This is a genomic window from Bacillus sp. PS237, assembly GCF_037963345.1.
GTDB lineage: Bacteria > Bacillota > Bacilli > Bacillales > Bacillaceae > Bacillus > Bacillus subtilis.
The window spans coordinates 4,074,309-4,089,911 of the sequence record NZ_CP150156.1 but is presented as its reverse complement, the minus strand read 5'-3'; the positions used below and the strand labels follow the sequence as shown (position 1 = coordinate 4,089,911).

Annotated in this window: 14 protein-coding genes and 4 tRNA genes; 14 read left to right on the top strand and 4 right to left on the bottom strand. The window is 45.3% G+C overall.

From position 1 onward, the window contains the following. Positions 1–8: 8 nt before the first annotated feature. The 3 genes from NST22_RS21205 to NST22_RS21195 form a co-directional block, all read right to left on the bottom strand. Complete coding sequence (locus tag NST22_RS21205) at positions 9–2,066, bottom strand: glycosyltransferase family 39 protein (protein WP_003242651.1); 2,058 nt, start codon at positions 2,064–2,066, stop codon at positions 9–11. A gap of 104 nt (positions 2,067–2,170) precedes the next feature. Next, positions 2,171–3,379 (bottom strand): CynX/NimT family MFS transporter, encoded by a 1,209-nt coding sequence (locus NST22_RS21200; protein ID WP_003226917.1) that lies wholly within the window; start codon positions 3,377–3,379, stop codon positions 2,171–2,173. A 72-nt stretch (positions 3,380–3,451) separates the two neighbouring features. Continuing rightward, positions 3,452–3,592: a YycC family protein gene (locus NST22_RS21195; protein WP_003242786.1), complete on the bottom strand. Its 141-nt coding sequence runs from the start codon at positions 3,590–3,592 to the stop codon at positions 3,452–3,454. A gap of 120 nt (positions 3,593–3,712) precedes the next feature. Between NST22_RS21195 and NST22_RS21190 the strand changes: the two genes are divergently transcribed. Then, positions 3,713–3,916: a hypothetical protein gene (locus NST22_RS21190; protein ID WP_003244312.1), complete on the top strand. Its 204-nt coding sequence runs from the start codon at positions 3,713–3,715 to the stop codon at positions 3,914–3,916. Positions 3,917–3,963: 47 nt separating this feature from the next. Here the strand turns inward: NST22_RS21190 and NST22_RS21185 are convergent, their stop codons facing one another. Next, on the bottom strand, positions 3,964–4,164 hold the full coding sequence (locus NST22_RS21185; protein WP_003226922.1) for a DUF2188 domain-containing protein: 201 nt from the start codon (positions 4,162–4,164) through the stop codon (positions 3,964–3,966). 169 nt (positions 4,165–4,333) lie between these two features. Between NST22_RS21185 and dnaB the strand changes: the two genes are divergently transcribed. The 13 genes from dnaB (at position 4,334) to htrC (ending at position 15,603) form a co-directional block, all read left to right on the top strand. Next, positions 4,334–5,698, top strand: coding sequence for a replicative DNA helicase (gene dnaB, locus NST22_RS21180; RefSeq protein ID WP_003226923.1), 1,365 nt, complete (start codon positions 4,334–4,336; stop codon positions 5,696–5,698). A gap of 120 nt (positions 5,699–5,818) precedes the next feature. After that, positions 5,819–6,238 (top strand): VOC family protein, encoded by a 420-nt coding sequence (locus NST22_RS21175; RefSeq protein ID WP_003243491.1) that lies wholly within the window; start codon positions 5,819–5,821, stop codon positions 6,236–6,238. A 205-nt stretch (positions 6,239–6,443) separates the two neighbouring features. Continuing rightward, positions 6,444–7,736: an adenylosuccinate synthase gene (gene purA / locus NST22_RS21170; RefSeq protein WP_003243325.1), complete on the top strand. Its 1,293-nt coding sequence runs from the start codon at positions 6,444–6,446 to the stop codon at positions 7,734–7,736. A gap of 224 nt (positions 7,737–7,960) precedes the next feature. Further along, positions 7,961–8,036 (top strand) — tRNA-Lys (locus tag NST22_RS21165). A gap of 9 nt (positions 8,037–8,045) precedes the next feature. After that, positions 8,046–8,117: transfer RNA gene (locus NST22_RS21160), tRNA-Glu, on the top strand. Positions 8,118–8,198: 81 nt separating this feature from the next. Continuing rightward, a tRNA-Asp gene (locus NST22_RS21155) sits at positions 8,199–8,275 on the top strand. A 35-nt stretch (positions 8,276–8,310) separates the two neighbouring features. Continuing rightward, positions 8,311–8,383, top strand: a tRNA-Phe gene (locus NST22_RS21150). 383 nt (positions 8,384–8,766) lie between these two features. Next, positions 8,767–9,474 (top strand): cell wall metabolism DNA-binding response regulator WalR, encoded by a 708-nt coding sequence (gene walR, locus NST22_RS21145; RefSeq protein WP_003244363.1) that lies wholly within the window; start codon positions 8,767–8,769, stop codon positions 9,472–9,474. Between the two features lie 7 nt (positions 9,475–9,481). Next, a complete protein-coding gene (gene walK, locus NST22_RS21140; protein ID WP_009968432.1) occupies positions 9,482–11,317 on the top strand; it encodes a cell wall metabolism sensor histidine kinase WalK in 1,836 nt (611 codons plus the stop codon). After that, entirely contained in the window at positions 11,307–12,674 is a 1,368-nt protein-coding gene (gene walH / locus NST22_RS21135; RefSeq protein ID WP_003242498.1) for a WalRK two-component regulatory system regulator WalH, read from the top strand. The genes walK and walH overlap by 11 nt, the downstream gene beginning before the upstream one ends. Beyond that, positions 12,661–13,503: a WalRK two-component regulatory system regulator WalI gene (gene walI / locus NST22_RS21130; protein ID WP_003244037.1), complete on the top strand. Its 843-nt coding sequence runs from the start codon at positions 12,661–12,663 to the stop codon at positions 13,501–13,503. Before walH ends, walI begins: the two co-directional genes overlap by 14 nt. A gap of 21 nt (positions 13,504–13,524) precedes the next feature. Further along, positions 13,525–14,319 carry an MBL fold metallo-hydrolase gene (locus NST22_RS21125; RefSeq protein ID WP_003242676.1) on the top strand — a complete coding sequence of 265 codons (795 nt, stop codon included), beginning with the start codon at positions 13,525–13,527 and terminating at the stop codon, positions 14,317–14,319. Between the two features lie 81 nt (positions 14,320–14,400). Then, on the top strand, positions 14,401–15,603 hold the full coding sequence (htrC, locus tag NST22_RS21120) for a serine protease HtrC (RefSeq protein ID WP_009969578.1): 1,203 nt from the start codon (positions 14,401–14,403) through the stop codon (positions 15,601–15,603).

Sequence of the window (15,603 nt, the reverse complement as noted above, 5' to 3'; positions counted from 1 at the left end):
CTCTTTTTTTATTCCACGAGATAAAGAGTTTGCTGGCTTTCTCCGCCAGGTCCTCTTCGCATTCCCTGCACGCTGTTTGTGCTGCTGGAGGAACCGCTGTACTCGTCAGATGTTATTTCTTTTCCGTTTTTCTTAATCCAGGAAACAAGTTCGCTGTTGCCTGAGTTGTTTTCTGACAGAAGGAAGTATTTCACTTTGCCTTCTTTGATCAGTTTTTTCAGTTCCGACACAGTCAGAATGGGATCCGTGCCGTTAAACCCGCCCATTGCCATAACAGATTCATTTTCGTAAATGATGTATGGCGCAGCTGTTACGGTTGTCAAAGTAGCAAATAAATACTCTTCGCCGGTATTGTGTTTTCTCAGATAGGACAGGAGCCCGCTGTCGACCTCTGAAGAGAACATGTTCCCGCCGTTTGCTGAGCCTTTGAGCTGCGGGCCGGATTCAGGAAGGACGCTGTTGCCACCGTATAGAAGCGGCGTTGCTGACCAGTAAACTGGTGTGAGAAGCAGAACGCACAAGCTGATGATGGTCAGCAGCTTACTGAACGGATGGCTGCGTTTAAGCATCAGAAGTGCAAGGGTGATGCCCAGTCCTAAGAGCCCCAGGACATACATCCATACACTGCCGATTTGGCTTGTATAAGCGCTCAGAATATACACCTGAAACACGGCTGTGATCAAGACGGCTGCCGGCAGAAGATAGCTGGACCAGTCTTTATTATTTTTGTATAAGCGGTGCATCGTATACCATCCGATACCAGAAAGGGCGGCAATCGGCGGTGCCAGCATAATCAAATAATACTGGTGGAAGAATCCTGCGATGCTGAAGAAACCAGCCACGGGAACAAGCCAAGCCGCCCAGAATAGCGTTTCTTTCATTTTAGCAGCATGTCCGCGGCGATCACGGTACCAGCTGATGATTGCGCCCAGTAATCCGATCAATGAGAATGGAAGCATCCAGCTGATTTGGCCGGAAAGTGCTGATTGGAAGAGACGAAGCGGTCCAGGATCACCGGTGCCGAACATATTCACGCTTTTTCCGCCTCCGCCGCCAGGCCCTCCATTTCCAGGTCCGTTGCCACCTGTGGGAGGTGTGCCTCCGCCTCCATTGAGAGCGCCGGTTTGTCCGTTAGGCGGCTGAGGCGCCTGTGAATGGTTTCCGAATGATTGATTACCGTTCTGAGAAAAAGATGAACCGTTGCCATTTGGCGCTTGCATGTTGTCTTGATTCTGCATGTTCCCTCCGCCAGCAGCATTCATATCACCCTTTGCAAGGCCCGTAGTTTGCCCAAACAGACGCTCTGTGCCGTTGTAGCCAAAGGCCAGTTCTAGCACTGAGTTAGTCTGGCTGCTTCCTACATAAGGCCGGCTTGAGGAAGAGGCTGAATCCACTGCAATCGCCCATGAGAGTGAAAGGCCTGTCAGAAGGACAAGAGACAGAAGCAGGGACCCGATTTTTTTCTTCAGAGAAACCCGAGATGCAATCAGGTAGAATAACACAAATGCAGGCAATACCATAAACGCTTGCATCATCTTCATATTAAAGGCGAGCCCAATCAGGGCAAATGCCGTCAGCAGCCAAACCAGCTTGCCTTGTTTTACTGCCCTAAGCAGACAAGTTGAACCGAGCAATAAGGTAAAAACAAGCATGCTGTCGATATTGTTTGTCCGGCTGACAGCTACTGCGATAGGGGTCAGTGCCATGACAAGTGCGGCAATGCGGGCCGCTCCAACTCCAAAAGTCGGCTTAACCATTCTGTAGAGAAGGAAGACAGATCCAACTCCGGCAAGAGCCTGGGGAATGATGACACTCCACGTGTGAACACCGAAAATCAGTGCGAAAATCGTTTGAATCCATAACACGACAGGAGGCTTATCTACTGTCACAAATCCAGAAGGGTCAAATGACGCATAAAAAAAGTTATGGAAGCTTTGCGTCATGCTTTTTACAGCCGCCAAATAGTACTGGTTTGCTGTATCATCCTGCCAAATGTGATACGTATTCAAAAAAGCTGCTGCTAGCAAAATAAGAATAAGGGCTGCGTCGAATCGTTTGGTTTTCATCGTTTTTCACCTCTTTATGGTGTCTCATTGTAAAAAACAAATATGAAAAACTTATGAATAAACCATAAATATTCAAAGAAAAAAGCGGAGATATCTTCCCCGCTTTATGCTGAATTTCTTTGTTTTTCTGACTGGAAAATGTATCGATCTCGTCCGGCTCCCTGTCCGGCTGCTCCCATTACGATCAGGGCAGCAATGAGAAGCACAATCGGCATCGTCCAAGAATGCGTCTGGTCAAAGAGATAGCCGACAAAGATTGGCCCGACTGCTGCCAGCAGGTAGCCGAATGACTGAGACATGCCTGACAGCGCAGCGGCCTGTTGGGCATTTTCACTGCGGAGACCAATCAAAGTAAGGGCCAGACTAATGCTGGAGCCTTGTCCGATACCGATAATGATCATCCAGATGGCAAGCAATGTATGGCTTCCGCCCGCTAATAATCCGCAAAGGCCGATCAGATAAACTGAGGCCAGCGCCGCAACGATACCGCGCTGCTGTTTCACACGGTCAGCTAAAACTGGCGTCAGAAAAGTGGAAGGCAGACTCGCAAATTGCATGAGTGATACCATCCATCCGGCTGTTGCCGTATCAATCCCGTGTGAACGGAGAATTTCAGGAAACCAAGCGATGCTGCTGTAAAATAAAAACGATTGCAGGCCCATAAAGATGGTGACATACCATGCCATTTTGGAAGCCCAAATGGAACTGGATTGCAGCTTCATTGTCTGGTTTGCCGTATCTCGATGGCGCAGCTGAGGTATCCAGATTAGCAATGCAAGTAAAGCCAGCCCGCCCCATAAGAGAAAGGCTTGTTTCCATCCGCCATTCATCTGGGTCGCTAAAGGAACGCTGACACCCGATGCTAAAGCTGCGAATATATTCATTGATGTCGTATACAGGCTGATCATGATCCCTGGCTTTTCAGGGTATTTATGTTTGATTAAGCTTGGCAAAAGTACGTTACCAATCGCAATCCCGACGCCGATAAGTGCTGTTCCGAAAAACAAAGCGGCAGTATAGCCGGTAGAACGAGTCAGAACACCGATCAGCAGTATCACGAGACCTAGCCATAAAGTTCGCTCATTACCGAGGCGCTGTCCAAGCTTAGGTGCAAGCGGAGAAAGAACTGCAAACGAAAGCAGCGGCAGTGCGGTCAAAAAACCGGCTGCCCCATTGGACATGTGCAGCTCTGCCCGGATAGAGCTGATGACCGGACCGACTGAAGTGATCGCGGGCCGTAAGTTAAAGGCGATAAAGATAATGCCGGTGATCAGCCAAAATGATTGGATTTTTTTATTATGTGGATGTGGCAAAGCAGTTACTCCTCTTTTCTAACATATACATGATATTATCCCGAAACAGGTAAGCAAGTATGTGAATGAAGGCTATGATTTGTCCTCTTTTTGCAGTTCAGCCATTTTGGCAAGCAGAATATGCTGAGGCATATGCATGATCTGTTCAAGCGGCAGATTCAAGGACTCTGCAAGCTTTTGTGCAGTTTCGGCAGAAATTTGCAAAGGTCTCACAAAAGATCCCTCCTCTCTTCTGTCCATTGTACAAGAATCAGATGTGAAATGTAAGAAGATGTCACAAAGGAATAGAGCAATCGGAAAATGACCGTTATAAAAGAGGTAAGGAGGGTTCTTATGCACGCACCGTTATCCTTATTAAAACAAATGCTGAAGGAACACCAAATAGACACTGAAAAAGCTGTCACTTTCGAAGAATATATAGCAATGAGGTTAAAGCTTCAGGAGCTGATGGGGAAATTTGCTTCGATCGGGGAGTGGGATCTGTATCAAAAAGCGGCAGATTTGATGATGCACATAGGCATCCAATGGATGAAATAAACCGATAACCGCTAAAAAACCCTCGCTGCAGCGAAGGCTTTCATTCATTAAAATGAGTGTTCTTCTTCCACATTTTTAAACTGGTCATAAATTACAAGCTTAGACGGACTGTTTTCCTTAGCCACCTGTTTGGCCTTTTCAATAGCGGCGTCTTTAGACGTATACAAAGCTGTCGGCGCTACATTCTCCACCTCAATAAACCAGCCGTCCGCATCAACATTAGGTGTAATCGCATATTTCTTTATCATCTTTCATTCCTCCCTTATGTTTTATTGCATTTTTCCCGCCTTGTTACTGTCCGAAACGATCCAATCTGCTAACTGAAAAAAACAGGAAACAGACAATTTTTCTATTTTTTTTCTGTAGAAATGGTAGAATGGAGGTTGGAGATTTTTTAATGAGAGGACGGTGCTTAGCATGACAGACCTTCTGAATGACCGGCTTCCTCCGCAAAATATAGAAGCCGAACAAGCCGTGTTAGGCGCTATTTTTTTACAGCCGTCTGCTTTAACACTGGCTTCAGAAGTATTGATTCCAGATGATTTCTATAGAATGTCCCACCAAAAAATCTATAATGCGATGCTGGTGCTCGGTGACCGAGGTGAACCGGTTGATCTGGTGACAGTTACATCAGAGCTTGCGAACACAGACCTGCTGGAAGAAGTAGGCGGTATTTCATATTTGACAGATATCGCAAACTCGGTGCCGACAGCGGCTAACATAGAATATTACGCGAAAATCGTTGAGGAAAAATCGATTCTTCGCCGATTAATCAGAACTGCGACAACGATTGCTCAAGACGGGTATACCCGTGAGGATGAGGTCGAGGATTTACTCAGTGAAGCGGAAAAAACGATTATGGAAGTGGCACAGCGCAAAAACACGAGTGCCTTCCAAAATATTAAGGACGTCCTTGTCCAGACCTATGATAATATCGAACAGCTTCACAATCGAAAAGGTGATATCACGGGAATTCCAACAGGGTTTACGGAGCTTGACCGGATGACTGCGGGTTTCCAGCGCAACGACTTGATCATTGTGGCTGCCCGTCCTTCAGTAGGGAAAACAGCCTTTGCCCTGAACATCGCACAAAACGTGGCGACGAAGACCGATGAGAGCGTAGCGATTTTCAGTCTTGAGATGGGTGCCGAGCAGCTCGTTATGCGTATGCTCTGTGCCGAGGGAAATATCAATGCCCAGAATCTCCGTACAGGTAACCTGACCGAAGAGGATTGGGGCAAGCTGACGATGGCAATGGGAAGCCTATCGAACAGCGGGATTTACATCGATGATACACCGGGTATTCGAGTGAGTGAAATCCGTGCCAAGTGCCGCCGCTTGAAGCAGGAAAGCGGGCTGGGCATGATTTTGATCGATTACCTGCAATTGATTCAGGGAAGCGGTCGTTCAAAGGACAACCGTCAGCAGGAAGTATCTGAAATTTCCCGTGAACTGAAGTCGATTGCGAGGGAGCTGCAAGTCCCTGTTATCGCGCTTTCTCAGCTTTCCAGGGGTGTTGAGCAGCGTCAGGATAAACGTCCGATGATGTCTGATATCCGGGAATCAGGAAGTATCGAGCAGGACGCGGATATTGTCGCGTTCCTTTATCGTGATGACTACTATGACAAAGAAACCGAGAATAAAAATATTATCGAAATTATTATCGCCAAACAGCGTAACGGCCCGGTAGGAACCGTGTCTCTTGCGTTCGTAAAAGAATACAACAAATTCGTCAACCTGGAACGGCGTTTTGATGACGCAGGCGTTCCGCCCGGCGCATAAGCCCCAAGAGCTGCTCTTGGGGTTTTTTTCATTCGAAAGATGGAAGAAATGACGTTCGCTCAGCGGATGAAAAATTGAAAGCGTTTTAATAAAATGGTGCAAAAAGGAGATGGTAACAATATGGGAAAACGTTTTTCGTCTTTTCAAGCAGCACAAATCCGAATTGCGCGTCCTACGGGCCAGCTTGATGAGATTATTCGTTTTTACGAAGAGGGACTGTGTTTGAAACGAATAGGAGAATTTTCACAGCATAACGGGTATGACGGTGTCATGTTCGGCCTTCCTCATGCCGATTATCATTTGGAATTCACCCAGTATGAAGGGGGAAGCACTGCCCCCGTTCCCCATCCCGACAGCCTTCTTGTTTTTTATGTGCCGAATGCAGTTGAACTGGCAGCGATCACTTCAAAGCTAAAGCACATGGGCTATCAAGAGGTCGAATCAGAGAACCCGTACTGGAGCAATGGGGGCGTGACGATAGAGGACCCGGACGGCTGGCGGATCGTTTTTATGAATTCAAAAGGGATATCAGGCAAGTGATTCTTTCTTATGCTAAAGGATGAAAGTTTCGCAAGCTTTTTATGACAAAGCAGTGAGAAAACGCTTATAAAACGAATGGAAGCGAACGAATATAGATTTACAATAAATTAATGTTCGGATTTACAATTGACTTTCTGTTTCTTCACTGATAAACTTGATTTGTTTGAATAGAATCGTTTTGAAAGGTTAACGGAGGTGCACGGACATGTCTTCAGTAGTTGTAGTAGGTACGCAATGGGGCGATGAAGGAAAAGGTAAAATTACAGATTTCCTATCAGAAAATGCAGAAGTGATCGCCCGTTATCAAGGCGGAAATAACGCAGGGCATACAATCAAGTTTGACGGAATCACATATAAGCTTCACTTAATCCCGTCTGGAATTTTCTATAAGGATAAAACGTGTGTAATCGGAAACGGAATGGTTGTAGATCCGAAAGCATTAGTCACAGAGCTTGCGTATCTTCATGAGCGCAACGTGAGTACAGATAACCTGAGAATCAGCAACAGAGCTCACGTCATTCTGCCGTATCATTTGAAATTGGATGAAGTGGAAGAAGAGCGTAAAGGGGCTAACAAGATCGGCACAACGAAAAAAGGAATCGGCCCTGCTTACATGGATAAAGCAGCCCGCATCGGAATTCGCATCGCGGATCTGTTAGACCGTGACGCGTTTGCGGAAAAGCTTGAGCGCAATCTTGAAGAAAAAAACCGTCTTCTCGAGAAAATGTACGAGACAGAAGGGTTTAAACTTGAGGATATCTTAGACGAATATTATGAGTACGGACAGCAGATTAAAAAGTATGTTTGCGATACATCTGTTGTCTTAAACGATGCTCTTGATGAAGGGCGCCGTGTATTATTTGAAGGCGCACAAGGGGTTATGCTCGATATCGACCAAGGAACATACCCGTTTGTTACGTCATCTAACCCGGTTGCCGGCGGTGTCACGATCGGTTCTGGTGTCGGCCCGACCAAAATCAAGCACGTTGTCGGTGTATCAAAAGCATATACGACTCGTGTCGGCGACGGTCCTTTTCCGACTGAGCTGAAAGATGAAATCGGCGATCAAATCCGTGAAGTCGGACGCGAATATGGAACAACAACAGGCCGCCCGCGCCGTGTCGGCTGGTTTGACAGCGTTGTTGTCCGCCACGCCCGCCGTGTGAGCGGAATTACAGATCTTTCTCTGAACTCAATTGACGTCCTAGCAGGAATTGAAACGTTGAAAATCTGTGTGGCGTACCGCTACAAAGGCGAAATCATTGAAGAATTCCCAGCAAGTCTTAAGGCACTTGCTGAATGTGAGCCGGTATATGAAGAAATGCCGGGCTGGACTGAGGATATTACAGGTGCGAAGAGCTTGAGCGAGCTTCCGGAAAATGCGCGCCATTATCTTGAGCGTGTGTCTCAGCTGACAGGCATTCCGCTTTCTATTTTCTCTGTCGGTCCAGACCGCTCACAAACAAATGTCCTTCGCAGTGTGTACCGTGCGAACTAAATAGAATATGTCTGCAAGCCCCTATTTAAGGGGCTTGTTTTTTGTTTGAAAGCCGCATATAAGTTGGTCTGAGAAAAAAATATGAAAAAAAACCAAAAAAGTTATTGCCACTTCTATTTGTTCGTGATATTATAAATCTCGTTGTTACGGAAACTGCTTCAATAGAGTACAAGATGAGAACTAGATTTAAGTCGTTTGCTCTATAGAAATTCCGACATCTTTAAGAGCCATTAGCTCAGTTGGTAGAGCATCTGACTTTTAATCAGAGGGTCGAAGGTTCGAGTCCTTCATGGCTCACCATTTCGTGAAGGCCCGTTGGTCAAGCGGTTAAGACACCGCCCTTTCACGGCGGTAACACGGGTTCGAATCCCGTACGGGTCATTGATTTACTTTAGCGTTATTGCTAAATTCCTTATTTGTCTGTGAGAGCTGACACGACAGCTCTCCGGGCAATTACTGTAAGGTCCGGTAGTTCAGTTGGTTAGAATGCCTGCCTGTCACGCAGGAGGTCGCGGGTTCGAGTCCCGTCCGGACCGCCATTTTACTTTACTTAGTAGAGAAAAATAAAACATTTGGCTCGGTAGCTCAGTTGGTAGAGCAACGGACTGAAAATCCGTGTGTCGGCGGTTCGATTCCGTCCCGAGCCACTTACCAAACGCATCTGCAATCGTAGGTGCGTTTTTTCTTTTAGGAAAAAGGCAAACATGAGGAGTGTTATAATAGAAGAAAAAGGGAGAACCGGCCCTGCGGCCGGTTCAAAGAAGAAGACGTCATTGATAAAGACGCACTCCGGTGAGGGGAGGTTTCAATAAAGTTATCTTTTTTAAAAAAAGTTGACCAGCATGACAATAGATAAACAACTGGCGATAAAGGTGAAACATGTGTTTTTTTTCTAAACCTTTATTTTTTTTATCTTTTGACCTTAAACCGTTATAATAGACAAGGACCCATTCTTTACATGGGCCATAAGTGATGAAACGAATGTTATATAGATGAAATGAAGTCATTCGGCAGGAGGAAAATCAAAATGATGGATAAAAAGATCCTTGTAGTAGATGATGAAAAACCGATTGCAGATATATTGGAATTTAACTTAAGAAAAGAAGGCTATGAAGTGCACTGTGCCCACGACGGAAACGAAGCCGTTGAAATGGTAGAAGAGCTTCAGCCTGATTTAATTCTTTTAGATATTATGCTCCCAAATAAAGACGGCGTTGAAGTATGCCGCGAAGTCAGAAAGAAATACGATATGCCAATCATTATGCTGACGGCTAAGGATTCAGAAATTGACAAGGTTATCGGGCTTGAAATCGGTGCTGATGACTATGTCACAAAACCATTCAGCACACGCGAGCTCTTGGCGCGTGTAAAAGCGAACCTGCGCCGCCAGCTGACAACAGCGCCTGCGGAGGAAGAGCCTTCCTCTAACGAGATTCATATCGGCTCTCTCGTCATCTTCCCTGACGCGTACGTTGTATCAAAACGAGACGAAACAATCGAATTGACTCATCGTGAGTTCGAATTGCTTCATTATTTAGCAAAACATATCGGACAAGTGATGACCCGTGAACATTTGCTTCAAACCGTTTGGGGCTATGATTACTTCGGCGATGTCAGAACGGTTGACGTAACAGTCCGCCGGCTTCGTGAAAAAATCGAGGACAACCCGAGCCATCCAAATTGGATCGTCACACGCCGTGGTGTAGGTTATTACTTGAGAAACCCAGAACAGGACTAATGCCCATATGAATAAGGTTGGTTTTTTTCGGTCGATCCAATTTAAGATTACCTTGATTTATGTGCTTTTGATTATCATTGCCATGCAAATCATTGGTGTGTATTTTGTCAATCAGGTAGAGAAGTCGCTGATCAGCTCTTATGAACAATCGCTGAATCAGCGAATCGACAACCTTTCTTATTATATCGAACAAGAATATAAGAGCGATAACGACAGTACCGTCATAAAGGATGACGTCAGCCGTATTTTGAATGACTTCACGAAAAGTGATGAGGTTCGGGAAATTAGCTTTGTAGATAAAAGCTATGAAGTGGTCGGTTCTTCAAAGCCGTACGGTGAGGAAGTGGCTGGGAAACAAACGACCGATCTGATTTTCAAAAGAATCTTTTCTACCAAACAGTCGTATTTAAGAAAATATTATGACCCGAAAAGCAAAATCAGAGTTCTTATTTCCGCGAAGCCCGTCATGACTGAAAACCAAGAGGTTGTGGGCGCGATCTACGTTGTCGCGAGTATGGAAGATGTCTTTAATCAAATGAAGACGATCAACACGATACTGGCGTCCGGCACAGGTTTGGCACTTGTTTTGACGGCTCTTCTCGGTATTTTTCTGGCAAGAACCATTACCCACCCGCTTTCAGATATGCGAAAGCAGGCGATGGAGCTTGCGAAAGGGAATTTCTCGAGGAAGGTTAAAAAGTATGGACATGATGAAATTGGGCAGCTGGCCACAACGTTTAACCACTTAACGAGAGAGCTTGAAGATGCCCAGGCGATGACTGAAGGAGAACGCAGAAAGCTAGCCTCTGTCATTGCTTATATGACAGACGGCGTTATCGCCACAAACCGAAACGGAGCGATTATTCTCTTAAACAGCCCGGCGCTGGAACTGTTGAACGTTTCACGTGAAACAGCCTTAGAAATGCCGATTACGAGTTTGCTGGGGCTTCAAGAGAATTATACTTTTGAAGATTTAGTGGAACAGCAGGATTCTATGCTGCTTGAAATTGAGCGCGATGATGAATTAACGGTGCTTCGCGTGAATTTCTCTGTGATTCAAAGGGAACACGGCAAAATTGATGGTTTAATCGCTGTCATTTACGATGTAACCGAACAAGAGAAAATGGATCAGGAACGCAGAGAATTCGTTGCGAATGTATCACATGAGCTGCGGACGCCGCTTACGACAATGCGCAGCTATTTAGAAGCGTTAGCTGAAGGCGCGTGGGAAAATAAAGACATTGCTCCGCGCTTCTTAATGGTGACGCAAAATGAAACAGAGCGTATGATCCGGCTTGTCAATGATCTGCTTCAGCTGTCGAAATTTGACAGTAAAGATTATCAATTTAACCGGGAATGGATTCAGATTGTCCGGTTTATGTCACTTATTATTGACCGTTTTGAAATGACAAAAGAGCAGCATGTGGAGTTTATCCGCAATCTGCCGGACAGAGATCTGTATGTCGAGATTGACCAGGATAAAATAACGCAGGTGCTCGATAATATTATTTCTAACGCTTTAAAATATTCACCGGAAGGCGGACATGTCACGTTCTCGATTGATGTCAATGAAGAGGAAGAACTTCTCTATATCAGCGTGAAGGATGAAGGGATCGGCATTCCGAAAAAAGATGTCGAAAAAGTCTTTGACCGCTTCTACAGGGTGGATAAAGCGAGAACGAGAAAGCTTGGCGGCACCGGTCTGGGATTGGCGATTGCCAAGGAAATGGTACAGGCGCACGGTGGAGATATTTGGGCGGACAGCATAGAAGGAAAAGGCACGACGATTACATTTACTCTTCCATATAAAGAGGAACAAGAGGATGATTGGGATGAAGCGTGAAAATATAAAAACGATATTACTTACGGTACTCGTCGTCATCAGTCTTGTTTTTACATGGGGGATATGGACGTTCCAGCCAAACTTTTCTGAAGGCTCATCCTCAACAGAGTCTACTGTTCGTGTGAAACATAAAATCGAAAAAACCACCCAAAAGCTGTCTGAAACGGTAAGGCCAAGGGACATGTTTATCCATGATGACGGCGCTCATTACAAAGTGGATGACAATGCCCTCTATGAAGAAATTTGGTCTGACTTGCCGCATTGGGATGTGAAAGGAATTAAAGATATTTCGGATCAGTATGACAAGGCTGGATTCAAAAGCTGGTTTTATGGAATAGGCGGTTCTGAAGCCAAGCTTGACTTGCAATTCAGCGATACGATCCCGATTGATATTTTCCAAACGCTGTTTAAATGGTCTAATCAGTCGTTTGAATACAGTTCGTTTGACCATATTCTGATCCCGTTCAATGAAACAAAAGCGAACAAGAAAATCTATTTGGTGTCATACAGCAAGCAGCTCATTCTTGAAGTGACGGTTGAATCAGCAAACTACCGGAACATTATGAACGACTTGAAAAACAGGCAATCAAATATGCCGGCGTTCAGTTTGTTCTCCATTGGCTCAAAGAAAGAGTTCTTGCTGCCGAACAAACCGCTTACGATGGACAAAAAAGAATTTGTCACAGAATCGATTAAAACAAATACCTTTAAGCAGGCTTTGTTTAGTGATCCGAGCATTGTAAGAGAAGATTCGAATTACAACAACAGAAATGTGCTGACAGATGGGATCAGCCGGTTAGATGTGAATCTAAGCCAGAGACAGGTGCAATTTCAGCAGCGCAATTTGGTGCAGAGCACATCCTATCAAACAGGTGAATTAATCAAAAAGAGCCAAAAATACCTTGAGGATACCGGAAGCTGGACGGATCACTATCAATTTTTCAATATCAATGACAGCCAGCAGTTGAGCTTCTATATTTTTATGGATCAGATCCCGGTCATTAACAGCACCGCCAAACCTTTCGGGGCGACATCGGCGATTACGGTGCAATGGGCGAATGATGATATTCTCAGCTATAAGCGGCCGAATTACAGTCTCGGAACGAATCCGATTAAAACAAGTGAAACAGAGCTCATGGGCGGCAGCGAAGTGAAGATGCTGCTTTCGAAACAAACCGCTTATGATACGGACAAAATTGATCAGATCTTCCTTGCTTATCAATTGGTATCAACATCAACCAACGATGATCCTCTCGTTGAACTGGAACCGGTTTGGGCGATGAAAGTAAATGGAAAAATTGTGCCGATTACAAAGGATTTATTGAGGAAGGAGGGGGCTAACAGTGGAGTGGAATAAGACAAAATCAATCTTCATCGTTGCCTTCCTCATTTTAGATATTTTCTTAGGCTATCAGTTTTTTCAAAAATGGCAGGCTACCGGCAAAGAATATGAAGTCATTAAAAATGATGTCGAGCATGACATGAAGGCCGATCATATCACGTATGAAGGCTTGAATAAGGAAGCAACAGAAGGCTATCGGATCACGGCAAATCAAAAGTCTTTCTCCAAGGAGGAAATTGAGGCGCTGAAGGATCAAAAGCCTTTGATGGACATGCCTAGTGATGATCATAAAGTAACGAGCCTGAAAATGAAGTTTGCAAATCCAATCGCACTATCAAAGAAGGATATCGAGGACGATGCTCAGGCACTTGTTTCTTCGAAAATTCAAGATGGCGAAAAATATAAGCTTTGGAAGGTTGATAAATCGAAGAAAGAAATTATTTTCTTCCAAACGTACGAAGGTCATTATATTTACCAAAAGACCGACAATCCCTCTAATATGATCGGGCAAGTGGTGCTGCACTTAAACGGTAAAAACGAGGTTGTGTCATACGACCAGACTACGCTTGAGACCTTCAAGCAAATCCAGAAAGAAAGCTTAATTACTGAAATGGATGCGGTTGAGCTATTGTACTATCAAAATCAATTAAAAGAATACAGCACTGTGAAGAGCTGTAAATTCGGCTATGTAGCACAATATCCGCTGACAAGTACGCAGGTGCTGGCGCCGGTATGGAGAATTACGGTCGAGTACGAGAAAAAAGTGAACGGTGAGAAAAAGACAGTACAAGAGTATTTTACTGTGAATGCTTTGGAGAGTACGATTTTAGATACAGATCAATGAAAATAATGGAGTGAGACAAACATGAGCTTGCAATTTAGCGTACTTGCGAGCGGGAGTACGGGAAATGCGTTTTACCTCGAAACAGAGGATCACGCATTTTTAGTGGACGCCGGTTTGAGCGGAAAAGCCATGGATGGGCTGATGGCGCAGATCGGGCGTAAGCTGGATGATGTAGACGGCATTTTTGTGACGCATGAGCATAGTGACCATATTAAGGGCCTTGGTGTCGTCGCCAGAAAGTACAAGCTTCCGATCTATGCGAATGAGAAGACTTGGAAAGCGATGGAGAATCAAATCGGCAAAATTGACACCGATCAAAAGTTTGTATTTCCAATGGAGACGGTGAAGTCGTTCGGCGGACTTGATGTTGAATCGTTTGGCGTTTCCCACGATGCGGCGGAACCGATGTTTTATGTATTCCATTATAGCGGCCGAAAGCTCGCGTTAATGACAGATACGGGATATGTCAGCGACCGGATGAAAGGCATTATCCGTTCAGCGAATGTATTTGTGTTTGAAAGCAATCACGATGTCGGTATGCTGCAAATGGGAAGATACCCATGGAGCATTAAGCGGCGGATTTTAAGTGACGTCGGGCACGTGTCAAATGAAGATGCTGCCTTGGCGATGACGGATGTCATTGGCGATGAGACGTCTCGTATTTACCTGGCGCATTTGAGCCAGGACAACAACATGAAGGAGCTGGCAAGAATGTCTGTGCAGCAGACATTGGCTTCTAAAGGATTTGTGACGGGTGAGACATTTGACTTATACGACACCGATCCGAAGAAGGCCACTCCGCTTTGCGCTGTATAATTTTTCTATGTAAATCATGACTATTCTAGGAGTTTCTAACCCACAATATAACCATATTAACGTTCTTGGAAAGGATGGAATATGGTGGATTACGAACGTGAGGAAGAACATACTACTCCTGAACAGCCAAAGAGAAGCAAAAAAGGATATTTTCTTTCGAGTCTGATTGGCGTGATTGTCGGTGCCGTATTAATGGCGTTTATCATGCCGTACCTTTCAAATGAAGGGCTGGATACAGGCGCCTTAGATCAGCAGCAAAACAACAATGGCCGGGAATCAATCAGGACGGTGAATGTCAGTGTCAACAATGCCGTCACCAAGATTGTCAGCAATATGTCGCCCGCCGTTGTCGGTGTTGTGAACATCCAAAAATCAGATATTTGGGGAGAGAGCGGCGAGGCTGGGAGCGGCTCTGGCGTCATCTATAAGAAAAATGACCATTCCGCTTATGTCGTGACCAACCATCATGTCATCGAAGGCGCTTCCCAAATTGAAATCAGCTTGAAAGACGGCTCACGTGTATCAGCTGATCTTGTCGGCAGCGACCAGCTGATGGACCTTGCCGTTTTACGGGTGAAAAGCGATAAGATTAAAGCAGTCGCTGATTTCGGAAATTCAGATAAAGTGAAGTCTGGGGAGCCGGTTATTGCGATCGGGAACCCGTTAGGCCTTGAGTTTGCAGGCTCTGTCACACAAGGCGTCATCTCGGGTACGGAGAGGGCGATCCCAGTAGATTCAAACGGTGATGGACAGCCTGACTGGAACGCTGAAGTCCTGCAAACAGATGCGGCCATTAACCCTGGGAACAGCGGCGGCGCTTTGTTAAATATGGATGGGAAGGTCATTGGCATCAATTCAATGAAAATTGCCGAGTCAGCGGTTGAAGGGATTGGCCTGTCCATTCCGTCTAAGCTCGTGATCCCTGTGATAGAGGATTTAGAGAGATACGGAAAGGTCAAACGCCCGTTCCTTGGCATTGAGATGAAATCGCTAAGTGACATCGCAAGCTATCATTGGGATGAAACATTAAAGCTTCCTAAGAACGTCACCAATGGAGCGGTTGTGATGGGTGTAGACGCCTTTTCACCTGCCGGAAAAGCGGGGCTGAAGGAACTGGATGTCATCACGGAATTTGACGGATACAAAGTAAATGATATTGTTGACCTGCGAAAACGGCTTTATCAGAAAAAAGTCGGTGACCGGGTGAAGGTGAAGTTTTATCGCGGCGGAAAAGAAAAATCTGTTGATATCAAGCTGTCCTCCGCAGACCAATTAGGCAGTTAA

Bases quoted from the DNA above. Each gene is read 5' to 3' on its own strand.
- NST22_RS21205 (WP_003242651.1), bottom strand. From the start codon at position 2,066: ATGAAAACCAAACGATTCGACGCAGCCCTTATTCTTATTTTGCTAGCA.
- NST22_RS21190 (WP_003244312.1), top strand. From the start codon at position 3,713: ATGCACGCACCGTTATCCTTATTAAAACAAATGCTGAAGGAACACCAA.
- NST22_RS21185 (WP_003226922.1), bottom strand. From the start codon at position 4,164: ATGATAAAGAAATATGCGATTACACCTAATGTTGATGCGGACGGCTGG.
- dnaB (WP_003226923.1), top strand. From the start codon at position 4,334: ATGACAGACCTTCTGAATGACCGGCTTCCTCCGCAAAATATAGAAGCC.
- NST22_RS21175 (WP_003243491.1), top strand. From the start codon at position 5,819: ATGGGAAAACGTTTTTCGTCTTTTCAAGCAGCACAAATCCGAATTGCG.
- purA (WP_003243325.1), top strand. From the start codon at position 6,444: ATGTCTTCAGTAGTTGTAGTAGGTACGCAATGGGGCGATGAAGGAAAA.
- walR (WP_003244363.1), top strand. From the start codon at position 8,767: ATGGATAAAAAGATCCTTGTAGTAGATGATGAAAAACCGATTGCAGAT.
- walK (WP_009968432.1), top strand. From the start codon at position 9,482: ATGAATAAGGTTGGTTTTTTTCGGTCGATCCAATTTAAGATTACCTTG.
- walH (WP_003242498.1), top strand. From the start codon at position 11,307: ATGAAGCGTGAAAATATAAAAACGATATTACTTACGGTACTCGTCGTC.
- NST22_RS21125 (WP_003242676.1), top strand. From the start codon at position 13,525: ATGAGCTTGCAATTTAGCGTACTTGCGAGCGGGAGTACGGGAAATGCG.
- htrC (WP_009969578.1), top strand. From the start codon at position 14,401: ATGGTGGATTACGAACGTGAGGAAGAACATACTACTCCTGAACAGCCA.